Here is a 17,878-nt window from a genome sequence, read left to right as displayed (position 1 = left end):
TGGCACTCACGCCATGCGAGTGCCAATGACTTGTTTAGCACTCTGCCCTGCCGAGTGCAAGCACGATGGCCCGGGTCAGCCGAGTTCGGCCGCCAGTTGCGCGCCGTTCACCGGCCCCTCGTGCGCCCGCTGCTCGGCGTAGGTGACAACGAGCCCGACCAGCTGCGCGAGGTACGCCGGCAACGTCAGCACGGCGACCACCGCAATCGTCAGCACCACACCCACAGCCGTACCCGGCGAGTCCAGCGGAGTGGCGCCGAAGGGCAGGATCGCCAGCGACTCGACAAGGCTCGCGACGAGCGAGACGCCGATCACGGCGGCGCCCACCAGCGCCACCCGGCCGAGCAGCAGCCCCAGCCGGTCGCGCAGCATGCGGTGCGACCGGCTCAGTGGGTCGTGCCGTTCGAAGAGGTAGACCGGACCGGCCATGGCCAGCGCGAAGGCCGCGTACACGCCGGGCAGGAAGCAGAGACAGAACCCGAAGGTGACGATCAGGGTGATGAGCAGCGTCCAGCCCCAGAGCCCGAGCGCCCGACGCAGCCCGTAGCGCAGGGCGGCACCGAGGCCGACCGGCTGGCCGGCCGCCTGCCTGGCGATCACCCAGGTGCCGGCGGCCCAGCCGACGCACTGCACCAGACCGAGCAGCAGGCTGCCGGTGACCAGCACGAGCAGGAGCATCGCGAGATCGGTCCAGAAGTTCGCCGGCAGCGCGGCGGAGTCGCTGGCGAGCTGGGCATCCCAACGGGCCGAGGGATCCACGGCCAGCACCAGCACCGACAGCACCGCGGCCGGCACCACCTGGGTGAGCATCAGGATCGGCAGCAGCTCTCGCCAGCCCCGGCGGGCGGCGCCCAGGCAGCGCGCGAACCAGCCGCCGAGCCCGGCCCCGGGCGGGGTGACCAGGGCGTCAGCGGGGTCGAGTCCGTAGCCGAGCGGGTGCGGGTACCGGCCGTAGGGCTGCTGGCCGGGATAGGCCGGCTGGCCCGGGTAGGGCGTCGTGCCGACGTGGGGCGGCTGGCCGGGCGGCGGACCGTACGCAGACGGACCGTACGGCGCCGGGCCGGGCGGGGGCGGACCGTACGGAGGCGCACCGGGCGGGGGCGGCTGACCGGCCCAACCGGCGGCGGGCGGTTCCGGCTCACCCGGAGGCGAGGAGAGCGGACCTGTCGGGGGCGGCTGGTCGGACATGAACCCTCCTCAGCGACGGCTGGATCGGTCCATGATCTTCCCTTGTGGGGCGCCGGCACCGCAGCCCCCTCCGGCCATGGTCACGCCACCCCGACGACGATCGGTCAATGGGGTGGGTGGTCAACGCTCAGATGACGCGTACCCGCTCGGCCTGCGGGCCCTTCTGGCCCTGGGCGATCTCGAACTCCACCCGTTGGCCGTCGTCCAGCGCCTTGTAGCCGTCCATCTCGATCGCGGAGAAGTGGACGAAGACGTCCTGCCCGCCGTCGACGGCGATGAAGCCGTAGCCCTTCTCGGCGTTGAACCACTTCACGGTGCCTTGTGCCACGGTGTTTTCCTCACTCTGCACGGCGTTCCACTACCTCGGGTCGCCGGCGCGCCGGCACCCGGAAACCACCGGTTTTGGGCGATCGGCGACGACCGCTGAAACGGGTGACCGAAATCGCACGCTACACGAGGAGTGACGACGGCGCACGACCACAAATCGGGCGTATTACGTTCACCCGCATCGTCGTCCGTCATTGTGATAAGCATGCGGGCATGACGAGCGTCACCGGCGGAACAGGCGTACGTGGAGCGGTGATCCGCCGGGTCGAGCCAGCCGACACGGCCCGGATGCGGGCGCTACGCCTGGAGATGCTCGCGGACGCGCCGCTGGCGTTCCTGGAGACGATCGCCGAGGCCGCGGCCCGACCCCACGCCGAGTACGCCGCCCGCGTCGCCCAGGTCTCGGCCGGCCCGGACACGGCGCAGTTCGTGGCCGATCCGGGCGGCCGGCTGGTCGGGCACGCCGGCGGGGTCACCCACCCGACCGAGCCGGGCGTGACGGTGATCTACGCCGTCTACATCACGCCGACCTGGCGCGGCACCGGCCTGCTCGCGGATCTGGTCGACGGGGTGGCGGGCTGGTCCCGGTCCTGCGGACGGGACGAGCTGATGCTTGAGGTGGTGGTCGGCAACGACCGTGCCTACCGGGCCTACCAGCGGCTGGGCTTCGTCGACACCGGGGTCCGCCTGCCGCATCCGAACATCCCCGCCCTGCGCGAACTCCAGATGCGCAGGGCGGTGTAGGCCGCAGCCCCTACGCGTGCCGGCGGCTCTGCACGATGCGGAACCGGTTCGCCACGTACGCCCCGTCGGTCAACGCCGAGTTGGCCGCCGCGTTCGCCCCGCTGCCGTGGAAGTCGGAGAAGGCCGCCGACTGGTTCACGAAGACACCACCCGTGAGGTTCGCCGACAGGTGCACCCCGACCTCGACAGCTGTCGCCTCGGTGGCGTCCAGCACCGCTTCGTCGGTGGAGTAGACGGCCGCGGTGAGAGCGCCCTTCTCACCCACGGTCGAGCGGAGGATCTCCAGGCTGTGCGCGGTGGAGTCGGTGGCGATGGCGAAGGAGATCGGCCCGAACCACTCCCGCGAGTAGGTGGCGGCGTCGTCGGCGTCGAGCTTGACGATTGTCGGCGTACGCACGACGGCGTCCGGGAACGACGGGTGCTCGACGGTACGCGACTCCAGCACCGGCGCACCGACCTTGGCGACCTCGTCCAGCCGCTCCAGCACACCGTCGTTGACGATCGCGCCGGTCAGCTCCACCCCCCGGGCCGGATCGCCGGTGAGCTTGCCGACCGCCGCGCCGATGCCGCCGGCCACCTCGTCGAAGCTCTTGTGCCCCTGGTCGGTGTCGATGCCGTCCCGCGGGATGAGGATGTTCTGCGAGGTGGTGCACATCTGGCCGCTGTAGAGCGTCAGCGTGAAGCCCAGGTTGCGGCACATCCCGGCGAAGTCGTCGGTGGAGTCGACCACCACCGTGTTGAGCCCCGCCTTCTCGGTGTAGACGGCAGCCTGCCGGGCGTTGGCCTCCAGCCAGTCGCCGTACTCGGTGGAGCCGGTGAAGTCGACGATCCGGACCGCCGGGTGCAGGGCCAGCGTCGAGGCGAGCTTCTCGCTCGGGGCCTCGGGGGCCAGCAGCACCAGGTTCGGATCGAAGTCGGCCTCGGCGAGCACCTCGCGGGCGTACCGGACGGTGACGGCCAGCGGCAGCACGGCGCGCGGGTGTGGCTTGATCACGACGGGGTTGCCGGTGACGAGCGAGGCGAACAACCCCGGGTACGAGTTCCAGGTCGGGAAGGTGTTGCAGCCGATGACCAGGGCCACCCCCCGGGGCACCACGTGGAAGGTCTTGCTCATCCGCAGCGGTTCGCCCTTGCCGGCGGCCTTCTCCCAGGCGGCGCTCCCCGGGTGCCGGGTCATCTCCGCGTACGAGTAGGCAAGCGCCTCAAGCGCGCGGTCCAGCGCGTGCGCGCCGCCGGCCTGGAAGGCCATCACGAACGCCTGGCCGCTGGTGAACTGCACCGCGTTGGCCAGCTCGAAGATGTTCCGGTGCAGCCGGTCGAGAATCTCCAGGCAGACGCCCACCCGGGTCTGCGGGCCGGCGTCACGCCAGGCGGGCAGCGCGGCGGAGGCGGCGGCGACCAACTGGTCGGCGTCGGCGTGCGGGTAGCGCACGTTCAGTGCGACGCCGAACGGGCTCTGCTCGGTGGCGACCCGGTCGCCGTCGCCCGGCTGGTCGAGCGGGAAGTCTGCGCCCAGGTACGCCTCGAAGGCCGCCTTGCCGTCGGCGGCGGCGGTCTCGCCGTACACCCGCGGGCTCGGGGATTCCGGGTAGGCGGACCAGTATCCCCGCTCCGTGATCGCGGTCAGCGCGCGGTTGAGGGTCTCGGCGTGCCTGTCGTAGAAGGGGTGCGGGGTCTCCGTCATGCCCGCCATCATGCAACACGAAGCCCCCAGATCAGTAGGGGCGTGTCACAACTTCAGATGGTCAGCTGCCAGTTGCTCCACCGGTCCACCACCCGGAAACCGAGCTGCTCGTTGATCGCGATCATGTGATCGTTGCTGCCCGCGTTGAAGGTGTCGATCACGCGTACCGTCGGCTCGTGGGCGAGCAGGTGCCGCAAGTTTTCGATCTTGGCAAGCAGGCCCAGCCGGTGGCCCCGGTGCTCCGGGTCGACGATTGTGATCTGCTGGAACGAGTGCCAGTCCGCCGACGCACCGACGTCCAGCAGGGTCCACGCGACAAGCCGGCCGGTCGCCTGGTGGCGGACGCCGACGTGGTAGCGCCGCCGGCCACGCGCCTCCAACGCCAGCTCGGTGCCGCGCAGGCGATCGGCGTCGACCTGCTCCGGCTCCCAGGCCAGGTCACCCATTGGCGCGTCCGCCAGCAACCGCCCGTCCAGATACGCCACGTCGGCGGCCAGGTCGTCGGGAGTACGACCCCGCCAGTGCAGCACCTCGTAGCCGCCCGCCCGGCCCCGGGCGTCGGCGAGCAGCGCGTCCAGCCGCGCCTGGTCCAGATCGGCGGTGTCCAGCCGCCGGCGCACGTCGGGCAGGGCGTCGACCGCGCCGAAGGCGGTGGCGAAGGCGGCACCCACCGAGGGGCGGTCGGGCTCGCCGGGTGGGTGGGCCATGCTCATCGCGCTCACCCGCTTGCGCCCGTGCTCGCGCAGCACGGCGAGACCGTGCTGGACCAGCGCCCGGCCCACCCCCCGACGCCGGTACGCCGGGTGCACGACCAGGTCGGCGGAGGCGTTCTCGGTGTTGTCCAGCTGCGGCAGGTCGAGCACGAGGTGGCCGGCGGGCTCACCGTCGAGGTGGGCCAGCAGGTTGACAGGTGCGTTGCCCGGCATCGGATGACGCACCATCGCCAGGAACCGCTGCCGGCAGAAGGGCGGGAAGTCGGGCAGATCGGCGGCGACGTACGCCGCGCCGATCCGGTACGCCTGCTCGATCGCCTGCTCGTCGGCGGGACCGAAGGGGGTGACGGTGACGGTCATGCCGGCAGCCTGCGCCAGAGACAGGCGAGCGGGCCAGCGAATTTTCGCTGGCCCGCTCGGACGTTGGTCGGGAGGGACGATCGCACAACGCCTCCGGCGCTGGGTCGTAAAGACTGAAAGTCTACGGCGAAGCGCCCTCCCGCACGGAGCATCTTGCGCCGTCCGTTTGCGGTCGTCAAGTCCCCGAGGGTGTGTTTCGCTCACTCCCTGCGAAATGCCGCTTACTCCCTGACCGTCGCGGTCAGCTGAGCAGGCCCGCGTCCCGGGCGGCGCGCAGCGACGGTTTGATCCGGTGGGTGGGGCCCACCTCGCCGGCCACCGCGTCGAGCGTCTTCAGCCCTTCGCCGGTGTTGAACACCACCGTCTCGGCCGTCGGGTCCAGCCGGCCCGACTCGACGAGCTTGCGCAGCACCGCCACGGTCACCCCGCCGGCCGTCTCCGCGAAGACCCCTGTGGTACGCGCCAACAGGCGCACCCCCGCGCGGATCTCGTCGTCGTCGGCGTGGTCCATCCAGCCACCGGTCCGACGCACCGCCTCCAGGGCGTACAGCCCGGCCGCCGGGTCGCCGATGTTCAGCGACTTGGCGATGCCTGTGGGCTTGACCGGGGTGATGGCGTCGGTGCCGGCGTGCAGTGCGGTGGCGATCGGGTTGCAGCCGGCGGACTGCGCGCCGAACACCTTCCAACCGTCGGCCGGCGCCTCGACCAGGCCGATCTCGACAAGCTCGCTGAACGCCTTGTCAATCTTGGTGAGCAGCTCACCCGAAGCCATCGGGATGACCACCTGGGCGGGGATGCGCCACCCGAGCTGCTCGGCCACCTCGTAGCCGAGCGTCTTGGACCCCTCCGCGTAGTAGGGCCGGACGTTGACGTTGACGAATGCGGTGTCCTCGAACTCGTCGGTCTCGACAAGCTCGCCACAGAGCCGGTTCACGTCGTCGTACGACCCGTCGATCGCGACCAGGTCGCCGCCGTAGACGGCGGTGGTGACGACCTTGCCCTGCTCCAGGTCGCTCGGGATGAAGACCACGGACGGCGCACCGACCCGGGCAGCGTGTGCGGCGACGGAGTTGGCCAGGTTACCGGTGGAGGCGCAGGCGAACCGGGAGAAACCCAGCGCGCGGGCGGCGGTGAGCGCCACCGACACCACCCGGTCCTTGAACGAGTGGGTGGGGTTGGCGCTGTCGTCCTTGACCCACAGCGGAGCGGTGATGCCCAACTCGACGGCGAGCCGGTCGGCGGCCACCAGCGGAGTGAACCCCGGGTCCAGGGTGACCCGGGCGGCCGGGTCCTGACCGGCGGGCAGCAGGGCGGCGTACCGCCAGAGGTTGCGCGGGCCGGCCTCGATCTGCTCGCGGGTCACGGCGGCGAGGGCGGCCGGGTCGTAGTCGACCTCCAACGGGCCGAAACACTCGTAACAGGCGTGCTGCGCGGCGAGCGGGTAGCGGGCCGAACAGGCCCGGCAGACCAGGGCACGGGCGGGGCTGGCGGCGGTGTCGATGCCGGACGGGGCGAGCGTCGACGTCATGTCGAAGTCCTCTCATCTTTCCCCGCATCGCACCCTGCGGCGGGGACGGAATTGGCACCTGCCCCGCCGAACGCTCAACGGTGAGCGTGCGAGGTGGTTGCCGGGGCGTCGTCGGGCCGTATCCCTCAGCCCCTCTGGATGAGGTATGCAGTTGTGTGACCGAGTCTAGGCAATCCGGTCGCGGCCGTCGCCGGTCAATCCCAGCTTGTGAGCGAAGCCTCAGCGGCGCCGTCGCGTGCCCCGGCGCCGCTGAGGCACTGCCGTCAGGCCGGGACCGATCGTGGTTCAGCCCGGTCCAGGGCGACAGTCGCGTCGCCGCGCCGCCACAGGTTGTCCACAGCCCAGGTGCCCGGGCCGAGCACCGCGATCAGGAAGAACGACCAGCAGAAGAGCACTGACAACTCGCCGTGGTTGCGCAGCGGCAGCAGCGACTCGGGCTGGTGGACCACGAAGTACGCGTAGGCCATGGAGCCCGACGCCAGCAGGGCCGCGGGCCGGGTGAACAGCCCGAGGAGCACGAGGCCGCCACAGACCAACTGGATCAGCGCGGCGTACCAGCCGGGCCACTGACCCAGGGGCACGGCCTCGCCGGTGCCACGGTTGCCGCCGAAGATCCCGAACACGGACGACATGCCGTGAATGAGGAACAACAACCCGATGACGATGCGGAACAGGGACAGGGCCGGCCCGCCGAACCGGTCAGCACGCATTGGTACCTCCTACGAGTGGGGTGGTGGTACAAGAATGCGGAAGTCATAAATAGTTGTCGATGCAATCTCTCTTCGTGGGAACGCTCCCACACTCAGCCTGGCGGGCGCAGCTTCCGGAAACCGCGGCGGTTTCTCCCACCCGGCCCGGAGTAGCTGGTCCGGCACGGGCAGGACCGGGCGGAGTATGCCGCCGTCCGCTCGGCCGGACAGGGGCTCGACCCGGCCTCGTGGTCCGCTCACACCGATGGCGGGGCAACAGGCTGCGGCGGCCGGTGCGACGATGCTCGGATGCCAGGCGCACCGCTCCGCAGCCCGACCGCCGGTCTCCGTCGGCTCGTCGCCGTACCGGTCTCGGGCGCCGCAGCGCTCGCCCTCCTCACCGGCTGCGCCCCGGTCGGCGTCGGGGTGGCTGCTCCGGTCGGCCCGGTGCCGGCCTCCAGCGCGCCCGGCGACCCGACATCCAGCGCGCTCGGTGACATGCCGTCCCGTGACCGCGAACCCGGCGTCGACAACGGCCCGACGTCCGGCTGCCCCGACTCCGGCGTGCGGATCACCTACCGCGGCGTCAGCGCCGCCATGGGGCTACGGGCGATGGGCCTCGAGCTTGTCAACTGCGGTGACCGCCCCTACCGGCTGCACGGGTATCCGGCGCCGCAACTGCGGGACGCGGACGGCAACGCCATCCCGGTCCGGGTGATCCAGGGCGCGAAAGGAATCACGTCCGGCTTCGACAAGCCACCCCGGCCGATGGTGCTGGCGCCCGGCGAGGCGGCCGGTGCCGCCCTGCTCTGGCGCAACCTGGTCGACGACCCGACGGTGGTGGCGACGAACGCCGAGCACCTCGACGTCGCCCCGCTGCGCGGTCAGCCCGCCCAGCGGGTCGTCATGCAGGGGCGGATCGACCTGGGCAACACCGACCGGCTCGGGGTCAGCGCCTGGCGGAAGCAGAAGCCGAGCACCCCGGAGCCGACGCGGGCGGTGCCCGACGCGCCGCCCACCACACCGGTCCCGCTGCTCTGACCGGTACGGTGCGCTCAGCTGGTGATGTCCTTGCGGGTGAAGCGCCAGAAGGCGAGGCCCCAGAACACCGTCGCGTAGCAGATCGCCGAGACGGTGCCCCGGACGATGTCGTCGGTCTGCACAGGGGTGGAGAGCAACCCCAACCACGCGGTGCTGTAGTGCGTCGGCAGGAACGACCGGATGACGCCGAGCGCGGTGATCTGATCCAGGATGCTGGAGAGAATCCACAGCAGCACCGCGCCACCCACCGCGCCGAGCGCCGCGTCGGTGGTCACCGAGAGCAGGAACGCCAGGCCCGCGACCACCAGCAGGACGATCGCCAGGTACCCGAGCACCGCGAGCAGCCGCAGCAGCCCCTCGCCCGGTGCCAACTGGGCGGCGACCGTGCTGCGCAGCGGCGACCAGCCGTAGCGCAGGGTGCCGATGGCCAGCGCGGTGCCGGCGAGCAGCACCAGCGCGAGCGCCGAGTAGGCGAGTGCGACAAGCAGCTTCACCGTGAGCAGCCGGGCCCGGGGCACCGGAATCGCCAGCAGGTAGCGCAGGCTTCCCCAACTCGCCTCGCTCGCCACCGTGTCACCGCAGAACAGCGCCACCACGACGACCAGCAGGAACGATGCCGACACGAAGATGGTGAAGAGGGTGAAGTTCAGACCACCGGAGGTGGCGAGATCGATCAGGCTGCCGAACTCGCCCCCGCCGTTGTCGTCGTCGTTGGTGTCGAACTGGAACGCGATCAGGATGATCAGCGGCAGCAGCACCATGAAGCCGAGCGCCAGCTGGGTACGCCGACGCGACGCCTGCCTGCGGAACTCCGCACCGAACGGCAGCGTCCGGGCGGGTCGGTAGCCGGCCGCCGCCCCCGAGGCCGCAACGCTCGTCGTCTCCCCTGTCGGCTCGACAGTCGATCCCGCCATCACCGGTCCCCGCTTCCCCGAGAGTTCTCGCCCACCAGGGCGAGGAAGGCGTCCTCCAGGCGGCGCCGGGGCACCACCCGGTCCACTGCGATCCCGGCCCGGACCAGCTCGGCGACCACCTCGCTGCGGGCGGTGCCGTTGGTGTCGACCACCAAGTGCCCGTCGGCGTCGTCCAGGACGCGTACGCCGCCGAGGCCGTCGAGCACGGTGCGGGCCGCGGTCGGGTCGTTCACCTCGAACAGCACGCTCGGCGAGTCACCGACGATCTCCTCGACCGGTCCGGAGGCCACGATCCGGCCCTTGTTCACCACCACGGCGTGGGTGCAGGTCTGTTCCACCTCGGCGAGCAGGTGACTGGAGACCAGCACCGCCCGACCGTCGGTGGCGTACCGCTGGAGCACCCGACGCATCTCGGCGATCTGTGGCGGGTCCAGCCCGTCGGTCGGTTCGTCGAGCACCAGCAGCTCAGGCAGGCCGAGCATGGCCTGGGCGATGGCCAACCGCTGCCGCATGCCGTGGCTGTACTTGCGTACCCGCCGGTGCACCGAGGAGCCCAGGCCGGCGATCTCGAGTGCCTGCTCGAAGTGGGCGTCGGCCTCCGGCCGGCCGGTCGCCCGCCAGTACGCCTTCAGGTTGTCCAGACCGGACAGGTGCGGCAGGAACCCCGGCCCCTCCACGAGCGCGCCGATCCGTGACAGCACCGGTGAGCCGGGCACCAACCGGTGCCCGAAGACGTAGATCTCCCCGGCGGTGGGCTGGGTCAACCCCATGAGCACCCGCAGCGTGGTGGTCTTGCCGGCGCCGTTGGGCCCGAGCAGGCCGACCACCTGACCGGGGTGCACCTCGAAGTCCACCTCGGAGACCGCGACGAAGCCGTCGGCGTACTCCTTGCGCAGCCGGCGCACCGCGAGCGGGGTGTCCGCGTACTCCGGATGCACGGAGGTGTCCTGGCGACGGTGCCGGCGGCGCAGCACGGCCACGAGCACGACGAGCCCGACCACGATGGCGGTGATCAACCCCACAAGCACCCAGCGCCAGAGCGCCGCCTCGGTGGGGATCGGGTCACTGTCGACAGTGGGCAGGCTGACAGGTGTGTCGCCGACCGCGACGGTGTAGACCGCCGGCTCGATCGGGGTCGTGTACGCCTGGTCCGAGGTGGCCACCACCAGCCGGAGCCGGTGCCCGGCCTCCACCCGGTGCACGATCGCCGGCAGGGTCACGGTCACCGGCGTGGCGGCGTCCACGCTCGCCGGCAGGTCGCTGAGCCGGATCGGCGCGATGAGCCCGCTGGGCAGGGTGGCCGCCCCCTCCGGGTCGACCACGTAGAGCTTGGCGAAGAGGACGGCCTCGCCGCTGCTCGACGCGGCGCGCAGCGACACGGTCGGCGCACCGACGATGTCGACCGCCTCGGTCAACGGCTCGGACTCGAACCGCGCGTGCTGCCCTGGTATGTCGCCGGCCACCCCGCCGAGCAGCGAACTCAACGAGCCGGCGAACGGCACCGAGGAGATCGCGGCGGGGTTGCCGCCGGGCGGGTTGGCCACCGGCTGAGCCGGGCCGGCCACGGCCACCTCGACCCGGGAGTCGCCGCCGATACCGGGGTAGTCCTCGGTGCGGTAGCCGGTGGCGACCAGCCCACGGTCCATGGCGTCGAAGCCGGCGATCCGCGAGAAGGTGAAGGTGTCGCCGGGCGAGTCACCGTCGCCGGCCACGTAGTGGTCGAGCCACTGCGCGGTAAGGAACTTCACCCGGTCGGAGTCGGTCTGCGGTCCGGAGCCGCCGTCGTGGCCGCCGGTGAACCAGGCGACCCGGACCGGCGTGCCGTTCGCGGCGATGCCCCGGGCGTTGGCGTCGGCCTCGGCCAGCGGGAAGAGGGTGTCCGCCGCGCCCTGGACGAGCAGGGTGGGTGCCGTGATCCGGTCCAGCACGCCAGCCGGGCTGGACCGGCGCAGCAGGTCGACGGCGCCCTGGTCGGCCCGGCCGGTGGCGGCGATGCGCAGGTACGCGGCGCAGACGTCGGCGGCGAACCGGCCGCAGGAGGGATCGGGCAGACCGCCGACGGTCGGTGCGCCGGGTGCGGTGCCGGGCCCCTGGCCCGGGGCGGGGCTGGGCGGCCCGGCGCCCGGCGCGCCCTCCGGCGTCTCGGCGCCGGTGCCGGAGATCCCGGCCGGGCCGGAGCCGACGTTTCCGCCGCCGCCGAAGAAGATGCCGGCCCAGCCGGACTTGAACACGCCCTCGACCGGTTCGCCGCCGGTGCTCTCCGGCAGGAACGCGCGGGACAGGTCGTTCCAAGTGATCATGGGAACGATCGCGTCGACCCGCTGATCCTGAGCGGCGAGCAGCAACGACAGCGCGCCGCCGTAGGAGCCGCCGACCACGCCCACCCGTGGGTCACCCGCGGCGTCGGTACGGATCTCCGGCCGCTCGGCGAGCCAGTCCAGCAGCCGCTGGGCGTCGCGTACCTCGTGGTCGGGGCTGTCCAGGTGGATCTCGCCGCCGCTGCGGCCGAAACCGCGCGCGGTCCAGGTCAGTACGGCGTACCCCCGGTCGGCCAGGTCCTCGGCGTCGGTGCGGACCGACTCCTTCGTGCCGCCGAAGCCGTGGGCGAGCAGCACCGCGGGCACCTCGCGACCGGCTGCGGCGTCACGCGGAAGATACAGGGTGGTGTCCAGGTCGACCGGCTCGTCGCCGTTGGGTCCGGACCGGACGGTGAGCATCGCGGACTCGGTGCGAAAGCTCGGCCGGTCCGGCCAGACCGCCCACACCACTGCCGCCGCCAGCAGCACGACAGCCGCGGTGGCGGCGACGGCCCGACGACCGGTGGGCAGGGCACGTCGCATCCGCGCGGCCGAGAACGGCGATCTCATTGGGCACACGGTACGGCCCGGAACCTGGGTATTAGCTGAGATCCGCCGTACGTCCGTTCTGGTAGCCCGATCGTCATCCGGCGAAGGTCATCCGCACAGCGTCCAGTCGGCGAACCTTTGGGATGACTTCGCATCGTGGAAATTCCCGCCTTTCATCGGAATCTATACTCAAGTACGCCTATCTTCCACATGAGTGGCACCCACCGTGAGCAAATCGATCGCCGTGAGTCACATCGCTCGAAGTGACGCAAAACTGACGGTTGCCGACCGATCCCAGACCACCAGCCTTCGATTAGTTTTCCGGTCCGGCGCACGGGACCGGCTCGTCGACGCCGTCGGACAACCTGCGCCACGCCGGAGGAGACAACCATGACCGTTCCCGCTCCGCGGGTCCGTCGCCGGCCCCGGACACCGGGCCGGCTGTTGCCGCTGCTACTCGCCATCGCGCTGCTGCTGCCGGTGGCGTTCCTCGTCGTACAGGCACACCAGTTCGTCGACACCGACCGCGACGTCGTCGTGCGGGAACGACTCGGCGTCGAATACCTCCGCGCCCTCGGTCCGGTGACCGACGCGCTCGTCGACGCGCAGAGCGCCGCCGTCACCGGACGGTCGTTGCGCCGGGACACCCTCGACCAGGCGGTCGAGCGGGCCGCGACCGTCGACGCGCGCATCGGTGGCGAGCTGAGCACCAGCGAGCGGTGGGCCGGGCTGCGCGCGAAGTTGGAGGCCCTGCCCGAACGCTCACTCGCCGACCCGGAGGCCGCCTTCACCGTGTACGGCGAGGTCACCGACCTGCTGCTGGCCCTGCACGGCAAGGTCCGGGAGACCTCCGGCCTGATCCGGGACTCCGGAGTCGACGCGTACTTCCTTCAGGACGGCGTCGGAGAGGAGCTGCCGGAGGCGGTGGTCGCCGCCGGCCGGCTCACCGACCTGACCGCACTGATGAACCGCCGGCCCGCCGCCGAACGGGTCCAGTCGCTGAGCCAGCTCGCCACCCTCCGGGGTGCCGCCCTGCAACCCGCGAACGACCTGGCCAACAACCTGCGGTCGGTGGTGGAGAACACGGAGAGCGCCGACCTGGGCGCGACAGTGCTCACCCCCTTCGACGCCTACCAGCGGGCCGTCGAGACGATGGCGCTGTACTCACTGCCCGTCGACCGGGCCGGCACGCTCGACACGACCCGCCTCCTCGCGGCCCGCAACGACGCACAACAGGCCGCGAGGCAGCTCCAACCGGTCCTCCTCGATGAGATCGACAGGCTGTTGGCGGAGCGACTCGACGGGTTGGACCGGGATCGTCTGCTGATCCTCGGCGCGGGCGGCCTCGCCGCACTGCTGCTGATCGGCCTCGCGGTGAGCGGCTGGATGTCCCGTCCACGAGACACATCGGTCGCCACGGCGGGTGGCGTCACCGCGGCACCGCCGTCCGGTGCCCGGTGGGATCCCGTCGGGTCACGTCCCGTCGAGCGGCCACCGGCGCTTCAGCCGGTGGGACAGCTCAACGAGCCGGATCGGTGGAGGCCCTTCGATGCTGCTCGGTAGGCTCCGGATCCGCGGCAAACTCACCCTGTTGGTGACCATTCCCCTGCTCTGCATGCTGGGGCTGACCCTGCCCGTGGTCTGGGAACGAACAGGCGTCGCCCAGCGGGCCGGCGACATCGACCAGACCGTCCAGATCGCCAGCCGGGTCGGCACCCTGCTCCAGCACCTCCAGCGGGAACGCATGCTCGCCATCGGACTCCTGCTCGGGCAGGTCGAGCGCAGTGCGCTGGTGCAGGAGATCGCGGAGGTGGACGACCGGATCGTCGACCTGCGGGTCGACTTCGACGACGACCTGCCGACCGAGGTGGACAGGGCGCTGGACGGCATCAAACAACTGGCCGAGGTACGCACGGCCGTGCTGGCCGGACAGGCGGCGCCGCCACAGGTCATCGGCGCGTACGGGCCGGTCCACCTCGCCCTGATCGACTCGTTGCGGCTGCCGTACGACGTGGACACCCGGACCCCCGCCGGGCGGCAGACGCTGGCCCTGGACAGCATCCTGCGCAAGAGCGAGGGACTCAGCGGCGGCGGTGCCCTGATCGTGCTGGTCGCCGCCTCACCGAACCCGCAGTTCGCCACCGCCTTCGTGGCAAACATGGCCACCCTCCAGTCGGAGAGCAGCAAGATGCTCGGTCTGCTCACCCCGGAGCAGCAGGCGCTTGTGAACATCGAGCAGACCGCCGTGGACGCCCGGACCAGCCCGGAGTTCCTCCAACAGAGCGCCCTGGACCCGGTGGCAGCGGTGGCGGACATCCCCATCCAGGCCCTCTTCCCGACCGTCTCCTCACTGATCACGCTGGGTCAGTTCGTCGAGAAGAAGCTGGTCGCCGACGTGACCGCCGAGGTACGCGCACAACGGCAGGCGGCGCTGTCCGGGGCGTACTGGGTGACCGGGCTGGTCGTGCTGATCCTGGTCGGTGTCGTGCTGCTCGCCCTGGCCATCGGCCGTACGGTGACCGGGCCGCTGACCCGCCTCACCCGCTCCGCCGACCGGGTCGCCCGGGTCGCCGAGTCCGAACTGGTCCGGGTCGCCGACGACGAGACCGACAACGCCCAACCTGTCCGCCTCGATCCGGTCGACGTCCGTGCCCGCGACGAGGTCGGCGACCTGGCCCGGGCCTTCGAACGGGTGCAGAACACGGCCGCGAGGCTTGTGGAACGGCAGGCCGCGAGCCGGCGCAACGTGGCCCAGATGTTCGGTCACGTCGGCCGGCGTACGCAGAACCTGGTCGGCCGGCAGATCGCCCTGATCGACAGGTTGGAGCAGCAGGAGACCGACCCGGGACGGCTGGAGAACCTGTACCGGCTCGACCACATCTCCAGCCGGCTGCGGCGCAACGCCGGCAACCTGGTGGTGCTCTCCGGTGCGGTTGGCGACGTCGCGCACGTCGCGCCGGTGCCGTTGGCCAACGTGGTCCGCCTCGCCCTCGGTGAGATCGAGGACTACACCCGGGTGGACGTCCAGGTGCCGACCGAGGCCGCAGCGGCACCGGCGATCGTCGGCGACCTGGTGCTGGCGCTCGCCGAACTGATGGAGAACGCCACCGTCTTCTCACCGCCACACACCAGGGTGCTGGTCAGTGGCGAACTCACCGAGCACGGCGTACAGCTCACCGTGGTGGACCACGGCATCGGCATGACCGAGGCGCGGCTGACCGACGAGAACGCCCGCCTCACCCGACGGGAACGGCTGGACCTCGCCCCGACCGAGGTGCTGGGGCTGTTCGTGGTGGGCCGGTTGGCCCGCCGGCACCGCTGGGCGGTCGGCCTCTCCGCTACCCCCGGCGGCGGTGTCACAGCCACTCTCCAGATTCCCCGTACGTCGCTTGTCGTCGGGCCACCCGAGCCGGCCGGTCCCCCGATCGCGCCGGTCGGCCGGGCCACCCCACCGGCCGCCCTCCCGGCCCGGCACCAGCCCGAGCCGGTGCCACCGTCCTGGGACATCCCGGTCGCGCTCGACCCGGTCGGCCCGGCGACGGAACCCGCGGTGGTGCCGGCCGGGTTCAACCCGACGCTGCTGACCCGGGCCACCGAGAGCATGGAGCTCACCGAGTCCTGGGACGCCTTCGCCACCGCACCGGAGACCGCCGGGAAGACCGGGGCGGAACCGGCCGTCCCGGCCGGGATCGACGCGGCGACCGTGACGGTGCCGCAGGCCGCACCGACGTCGGCGGCCCCACCGGCCCCGATGCCCGGCATCCGGCAGCGGGTGCCGGGGGCCAGCCTGCCGAGGACGGCACCGAAGGTGGGTCCGGTCGACGCCGCGGGCGCCGACCCGAACGCCGCCCGCGCGGCGGTCGAGGCGTTCGAGTCAGGGGTACGCCGGGCCGAGCAGAGTCAGGCCGACGCCCTGCCACAACCGGTCGAGCCGCCGGCTCCCGCGGGGCTGGCCCAGCTGTCCCGCAGGGTGCCCGGCGCCAACCTGATTGCGCAGCTGCCACAGCAACCACTCGCCCAGGACCCGGGCGATCCGGCCGAGGTGCGCGATCGCATAAACGCGTTCGAGACGGGCGTCGCCCGGGCTCTGCGCGACGTCCGTAACGACCGCAGCGACAACGAAGGAACGCCACGGTGACCAGCCCGCACGTGCACGAGAACCTCGACCACCAGAGCCATCCGGCCGGTGACCTCAGCCCCGAGGCCCGCACCTTCAACTGGCTGCTGGACTCCTTCACCTCCGGCACCGCCGGGGTGCTGGAGGCGATCGCCGTGTCGTCGGACGGCCTGCTGATGGCCATGTCCGCGATCAAGGACAGGTCCAACGCCGAGCGGCTCGCCGCGGTGGTCTCCGGCATGACCAGCCTGGCCGGCGGGGCCGCCAGTTGGTACGCCTTGGGCGGCCTGAACCGGGTCGTGGTGGACATGGCCGAGGGTTATCTCCTGATCAGCGCGATCAGCAGCGGTTCGGTGCTCGGCGTGGTCGCCGACCGCTCGGCGAACCTGGGCACCGTCGCCTACGAGATGACCCTCTTCGCCGGTCGGGCCGGTGGTGCGCTCACCCCGCGCCTGATCGCCGAACTCAAGAACTCCGTACAGCAATGAATCCCGACGCCGCCGGCGCCGACCAGGAGCCGGTGATTCGTATCCGGCCCTACCTGCGCGAGTCCTCCCCGGCCGGCTCCGCCGGCCCGGCGGGCGCACCGGCGGCGATCGGATCGGAGCCCGAGGAGGCCGGGCCGACCGGGCCCCGTCCCTTCGTGCTGACCGCCGGCCGGGTGGCCGGCGCCGACCCCACGATCGGCCTGGAGACCCAGGTGACCGCCCGGCCGACCACCGAGCCGTGGAGCGTCGTGGCCACCCGGTTGAGCCCGGAACTCCAGGCCATCGTGGCACTCTGCGGTGAGCCGATCTCGGTGGCCGAGATATCCGCCAAGACCCGGTTGCACTTCGGCGTGACCCGGGTGCTGGTCGGCGACCTGCGCGCCGCCGGCCACCTGGACGTGCACGTGACCGACGCCGACGACGCCCTCGACCCCGACGTCATCCTGCGAGTGATTGATGGACTTCGTGCAATCTCCTGACTGGCCCGCAGCACCACCGGGCGCGCTCGCCGCCAACAGCGCCGCGGCCCGCTACGGCGGCGCCGCGCCGACCCCGCCGTCGATCGGCCGGGCCACCGCGCCTCCGCCGCCCGCCCACTCCGCCACGGCGCCGCCGCCGTACCGGCCGCCGGCCGCGACGCCCGCCGGTACCGGCACGCACCGGGCGACGCCGCCGATCCCGGTGAAGATCCTGGTGGCCGGTGGCTTCGGGGTGGGCAAGACCACCACCGTGGGTTCGATCTCGGAGATCGCCCCGCTGACCACCGAGGCGGAGATGACCACCGCCGGCATCGGGGTCGACGACCCTGGTCAGCGCTCCGGAAAGACCACCACCACGGTGGCGATGGACTTCGGTTGTGTCACCATCGATCGCAGCCTGAAGCTCTACCTGTTCGGCACACCGGGCCAGACCCGTTTCGGCTTCATGTGGGACGACCTGGCCCGGGGTGCGCTCGGCGCGCTTGTGGTGGTCGACAGCGCCCGGCTCGACGACTGCTACCCGGCGATCGATTTCTTCGAACGGGCGGGACTGCCGTTCGTGGTCGGGGTGAACGCTTTCGACGGGCGGTTGGCGCACGACCTCGGTGCGATCCGGTGGGCTCTGGCGATCGGCGAACATGTACCTCTGGTGCAGTTCGACGCGCGGGACCGGCTCTCGGTCCGGGACGCCCTGCTGGTCGTCCTGGATCGCGCGCTGGACCGGGCCACCCGGGAGAAACGGGCCTGAGCCGACCGGCTC

15 protein-coding genes and 1 riboswitch are annotated in these 17,878 nt (G+C 71.7%); of the genes, 7 read left to right on the top strand and 8 right to left on the bottom strand.

The window, feature by feature from the left end; translation table 11 throughout:
• Positions 1–75: 75 nt before the first annotated feature.
• Both Van01_RS03465 and Van01_RS03460 read right to left on the bottom strand, forming a co-directional pair.
• A complete protein-coding gene (locus Van01_RS03465; protein ID WP_203999677.1) occupies positions 76–1,188 on the bottom strand; it encodes a hypothetical protein in 1,113 nt (370 codons plus the stop codon).
• Positions 1,189–1,315: 127 nt separating this feature from the next.
• A complete protein-coding gene (locus tag Van01_RS03460) occupies positions 1,316–1,516 on the bottom strand; it encodes a cold-shock protein (RefSeq protein WP_099852798.1) in 201 nt (66 codons plus the stop codon).
• Positions 1,517–1,728: 212 nt separating this feature from the next.
• On the opposite strand from Van01_RS03460, the gene Van01_RS03455 reads away from it, so the two are divergent.
• Positions 1,729–2,259, top strand: coding sequence for a GNAT family N-acetyltransferase (locus Van01_RS03455; protein ID WP_203999674.1), 531 nt, complete (start codon positions 1,729–1,731; stop codon positions 2,257–2,259).
• A 10-nt stretch (positions 2,260–2,269) separates the two neighbouring features.
• Here the strand turns inward: Van01_RS03455 and paaN are convergent, their stop codons facing one another.
• From paaN to Van01_RS03435, 4 genes are all read right to left on the bottom strand, one after another.
• The gene (gene paaN / locus Van01_RS03450; protein WP_203999671.1) at positions 2,270–3,943 is read right to left on the bottom strand and encodes a phenylacetic acid degradation protein PaaN; all 1,674 of its coding nucleotides are present in this window, start codon (positions 3,941–3,943) and stop codon (positions 2,270–2,272) included.
• A 53-nt stretch (positions 3,944–3,996) separates the two neighbouring features.
• Positions 3,997–5,016, bottom strand: a complete 1,020-nt coding sequence (locus tag Van01_RS03445; protein ID WP_203999653.1) for a GNAT family N-acetyltransferase — start codon at positions 5,014–5,016, stop codon at positions 3,997–3,999.
• 241 nt (positions 5,017–5,257) lie between these two features.
• Complete coding sequence (thrC, locus tag Van01_RS03440) at positions 5,258–6,544, bottom strand: threonine synthase (protein WP_203999650.1); 1,287 nt, start codon at positions 6,542–6,544, stop codon at positions 5,258–5,260.
• Between the two features lie 9 nt (positions 6,545–6,553).
• A riboswitch (SAM riboswitch) is annotated at positions 6,554–6,689 on the bottom strand.
• Between the two features lie 118 nt (positions 6,690–6,807).
• A complete protein-coding gene (locus Van01_RS03435) occupies positions 6,808–7,254 on the bottom strand; it encodes a DoxX family protein (protein WP_203999647.1) in 447 nt (148 codons plus the stop codon).
• 288 nt (positions 7,255–7,542) lie between these two features.
• Between Van01_RS03435 and Van01_RS03430 the strand changes: the two genes are divergently transcribed.
• On the top strand, positions 7,543–8,274 hold the full coding sequence (locus Van01_RS03430) for a DUF4232 domain-containing protein (protein WP_203999643.1): 732 nt from the start codon (positions 7,543–7,545) through the stop codon (positions 8,272–8,274).
• Between the two features lie 14 nt (positions 8,275–8,288).
• Here the strand turns inward: Van01_RS03430 and Van01_RS03425 are convergent, their stop codons facing one another.
• Together Van01_RS03425 and Van01_RS03420 are read right to left on the bottom strand one after the other, a co-directional pair.
• On the bottom strand, positions 8,289–9,188 hold the full coding sequence (locus Van01_RS03425; protein WP_203999640.1) for an ABC transporter permease: 900 nt from the start codon (positions 9,186–9,188) through the stop codon (positions 8,289–8,291).
• Positions 9,188–12,055, bottom strand: coding sequence for an alpha/beta fold hydrolase (locus tag Van01_RS03420; protein WP_203999611.1), 2,868 nt, complete (start codon positions 12,053–12,055; stop codon positions 9,188–9,190). Before Van01_RS03420 ends, Van01_RS03425 begins: the two co-directional genes overlap by 1 nt.
• 369 nt (positions 12,056–12,424) lie before the next feature.
• Here Van01_RS03420 and Van01_RS03415 point away from each other — a divergent pair, with 369 nt between their 5' ends.
• From Van01_RS03415 to Van01_RS03395, 5 genes are read left to right on the top strand one after another with little or no spacing between them, the layout of a single operon-like run.
• The gene (locus Van01_RS03415; RefSeq protein ID WP_203999608.1) at positions 12,425–13,597 is read left to right on the top strand and encodes a hypothetical protein; all 1,173 of its coding nucleotides are present in this window, start codon (positions 12,425–12,427) and stop codon (positions 13,595–13,597) included.
• Complete coding sequence (locus Van01_RS03410; RefSeq protein ID WP_203999605.1) at positions 13,584–16,172, top strand: sensor histidine kinase; 2,589 nt, start codon at positions 13,584–13,586, stop codon at positions 16,170–16,172. Before Van01_RS03415 ends, Van01_RS03410 begins: the two co-directional genes overlap by 14 nt.
• Positions 16,169–16,639, top strand: coding sequence for a roadblock/LC7 domain-containing protein (locus tag Van01_RS03405; protein WP_093403345.1), 471 nt, complete (start codon positions 16,169–16,171; stop codon positions 16,637–16,639). Before Van01_RS03410 ends, Van01_RS03405 begins: the two co-directional genes overlap by 4 nt.
• Complete coding sequence (locus Van01_RS03400; protein WP_203999602.1) at positions 16,636–17,118, top strand: DUF742 domain-containing protein; 483 nt, start codon at positions 16,636–16,638, stop codon at positions 17,116–17,118. Before Van01_RS03405 ends, Van01_RS03400 begins: the two co-directional genes overlap by 4 nt.
• Positions 17,096–17,866: a GTP-binding protein gene (locus tag Van01_RS03395; protein WP_203999599.1), complete on the top strand. Its 771-nt coding sequence runs from the start codon at positions 17,096–17,098 to the stop codon at positions 17,864–17,866. The genes Van01_RS03400 and Van01_RS03395 overlap by 23 nt, the downstream gene beginning before the upstream one ends.
• Positions 17,867–17,878: the final 12 nt, after the last annotated feature.

Origin of the sequence: Micromonospora andamanensis (assembly GCF_016863495.1) — a bacterium.
Taxonomy (GTDB): Bacteria; Actinomycetota; Actinomycetes; order Mycobacteriales; family Micromonosporaceae; genus Micromonospora; species Micromonospora andamanensis.
The sequence above is the reverse complement of the archived record's forward strand: the minus strand, read 5'-3'. Positions and strand labels throughout refer to the sequence as shown.